This is a genomic window from Ruegeria sp. AA3 (assembly GCF_056542905.1).
Genome location: NZ_JBQGAQ010000030.1, coordinates 1 through 2,958, shown reverse-complemented (window position 1 = coordinate 2,958; position 2,958 = coordinate 1). Strand labels below are relative to the sequence as shown.

General features: G+C 60.0%; 3 protein-coding genes. All 3 read left to right on the top strand.

From position 1 onward, the window contains the following. Window positions 1–4 precede the first annotated feature (4 nt). Window positions 5–1,681, top strand: coding sequence for a formate--tetrahydrofolate ligase (locus tag ACR0JR_RS22200; RefSeq protein ID WP_170782235.1), 1,677 nt, complete (start codon window positions 5–7; stop codon window positions 1,679–1,681). A 57-nt stretch (window positions 1,682–1,738) separates the two neighbouring features. Further along, on the top strand, window positions 1,739–2,044 hold the full coding sequence (locus tag ACR0JR_RS22195; protein WP_010442824.1) for a chorismate mutase: 306 nt from the start codon (window positions 1,739–1,741) through the stop codon (window positions 2,042–2,044). Between the two features lie 53 nt (window positions 2,045–2,097). Next, on the top strand, window positions 2,098–2,958 hold an 861-nt coding region (gene folD, locus ACR0JR_RS22190), incomplete at its 3' end, for a bifunctional methylenetetrahydrofolate dehydrogenase/methenyltetrahydrofolate cyclohydrolase FolD (protein ID WP_480458195.1).

Here is a 2,958-nt window from a genome sequence, read left to right as displayed (position 1 = left end):
CCCAATGAGCTATAAATCCGATATTGAGATTGCCCGTGAGGCAAACAAGAAGCCGATTCAGGAGATCGGTGCCAAGCTGGGCATTTCCAGTGATGATCTGCTGCCCTACGGCCACGACAAGGCGAAAGTCAGTCAGGATTTCATCAATTCGGTTCAGGACCGCGAAGATGGCAAGCTGATCCTGGTCACGGCGATCAACCCGACCCCTGCGGGTGAAGGCAAGACGACCACCACCGTTGGTCTGGGCGACGGACTGAACCGCATCGGCAAGAACGCGATGATCTGTATCCGCGAAGCCTCGCTTGGCCCGAACTTCGGCATGAAGGGCGGCGCTGCGGGTGGCGGTTACGCGCAGGTTGTTCCGATGGAAGAGATGAACCTGCACTTCACGGGTGACTTCCACGCGATTACTTCGGCCCACTCGCTGCTGTCGGCAATGATCGACAACCACATCTATTGGGGCAACGAGTGCGAGATCGACACCCGCCGCGTCGCATGGCGCCGTGTGGTCGACATGAATGACCGTGCGCTGCGCCAGATCACGGCGTCTCTGGGCGGCGTGTCGAACGGCTTCCCGCGCGAAGCTGGCTTTGACATTACCGTGGCTTCAGAAGTCATGGCGATCCTGTGTCTGGCAAACGACCTGAAGGATCTGGAAAAGCGTTTGGGCGACATCATCGTCGCTTACCGCCGTGACAAGACCCCGGTTTACTGCCGCGATATCAAGGCCGAAGGCGCAATGACCGTGCTGCTGAAGGACGCGATGCAGCCGAACCTGGTGCAGACGCTGGAAAACAACCCGGCCTTTGTTCACGGTGGGCCGTTCGCAAACATCGCGCATGGCTGTAACTCGGTCATCGCCACCAAGACCGCTCTGAAAGTGGCCGACTATGTCGTGACCGAAGCGGGCTTTGGTGCTGATCTGGGTGCCGAGAAGTTCATGAACATCAAGTGCCGCAAGGCGGGCATCGCGCCGTCGGCCGTGGTGCTGGTTGCCACAGTGCGTGCGATGAAGATGAACGGCGGCGTTGCCAAGGCCGATCTGGGTGCGGAAAACGTTGACGCTGTGAAATCGGGCTGTGCCAACCTCGGCCGTCACATCGAAAACGTGAAATCCTTCGGTGTGCCGGTTGTTGTCGCCATCAACCACTTTGTCACCGACACCGATGCCGAGGTTCAGGCAGTCAGCGACTACTGCGCCGAGCACGGTGTCGAGGCGGTTCTGTCGCGCCACTGGGAGCTGGGCTCGGAAGGCTCTGCGCCGCTGGCCGAGAAGGTTGTCGAGATCGTCGAAGGCGGCAGCGCCAACTTCGCGCCGATCTACCCTGACGACATGCCACTGTTCGAGAAGATCGAAACCATCGCCAAGCGTATCTACCGCGCGGATGAGGTGCTGGCCGACAATAAGATCCGCAACCAGTTGCGCGAGTGGGAAGAGGCAGGCTATGGCAATCTGCCGGTCTGCATGGCGAAAACCCAGTATTCGTTCTCGACCGACCCGACCCTGCGCGGCGCGCCCACCGGCCACTCGGTTCCGGTGCGTGAGGTCCGCCTGTCCGCCGGTGCCGGTTTCATCGTGGTTGTCTGCGGTGAGATCATGACCATGCCCGGCCTGCCGCGCAAGCCGGCCGCGGAAACCATCTGCCTCAATGACGCAGGTGAGATCGAGGGCTTGTTCTAAGCCGCCGAATAAGACATCTCGTGGTCCGGGGAATTCCCGGGCCATGAGGAGACAAACATGCCCACTCTGACACCTCCAAAAGACTGCCACTCAATGCGGGAGTTGCGGGTTCAGATCGACAAGCTGGATCGGCAGCTGATCGAGATGTTGGTGGCGCGTGCAGGTTACATCGACCGCGCATCCGCGCTGAAGCCGGGCGAGGGCTTGCCTGCACGTATTCCGGAGCGTGTCGAGGATGTGGTGCAAAAAGTGCGTATGAATTCGGACGAGCTGGGTATGGATCCTGACCTTGCCGAAAAACTATGGCGCACCTTGATTGATTGGTCGATTGCGCGCGAAGAACGCGTGCTCGGCCCCGACTGAATGACCGGGCGCTTTGTGCGCCCGATCCGTTTTTTGAAAGAAGGGATCAAAGGATGGTAGCTCAAGTCATCGACGGTAAGGCCTTTGCCGCCAAAGTGCGCGCGCAGGTAGCTGACCAGGTTGCGAAACTGAAGGAAGAAAACGGCATCACACCGGGTCTGGCGGTGGTTCTGGTGGGCGAGGATCCGGCCAGTCAGGTCTATGTCCGCTCGAAGGGAAAAATGACCGTTGAAGTCGGTATGAACTCATACGAGCACAAGCTGGATGCAGACACCTCCGAAGAAGACCTTCTGGCGCTGATCGACAAGCTGAACAACGATCCTGCCGTACACGGTATTCTGGTGCAGCTGCCGCTGCCCAAGCACCTAAACGAAGACCTGGTGATCAACTCGATTGATCCGGCGAAAGATGTAGACGGGTTCCATATCTCGAATGTCGGCCTGCTGGGTACGGGTCAGAAATCGATGGTGCCCTGCACGCCGCTGGGCTGCCTGATGATGCTGCGCGACCACCATGGCTCTCTGTCGGGCATGGATGCTGTTGTAATTGGCCGCTCGAATATTGTGGGCAAGCCGATGGCGCAGCTGCTGCTGGGCGACAGCTGCACCGTGACCATCGCGCATAGCCGCACCAAGGACCTGCCCGACGTGGTACGCCGTGCCGACATCGTCGTTGCCGCCGTAGGCCGCCCCGAGATGGTGCCGGGTGACTGGATCAAGGAAGGCGCGACCGTAATCGACGTGGGCATCAACCGGATCGAACGTGACGGCAAGAATAAGCTGGTCGGTGATGTGGACTATGCCAGCGCGGCCGAACGCGCAGGTGCAATCACTCCGGTACCCGGTGGCGTAGGCCCGATGACGATCGCCTGCCTGCTGGCCAATACGCTGACCGCCGCGTGCCGGGCGAATGGC

Coding starts and splice junctions, on each gene's coding strand:
- ACR0JR_RS22200 (WP_170782235.1), top strand. CDS start 5: ATGAGCTATAAATCCGATATTGAGATTGCCCGTGAGGCAAACAAGAAG.
- ACR0JR_RS22195 (WP_010442824.1), top strand. CDS start 1,739: ATGCCCACTCTGACACCTCCAAAAGACTGCCACTCAATGCGGGAGTTG.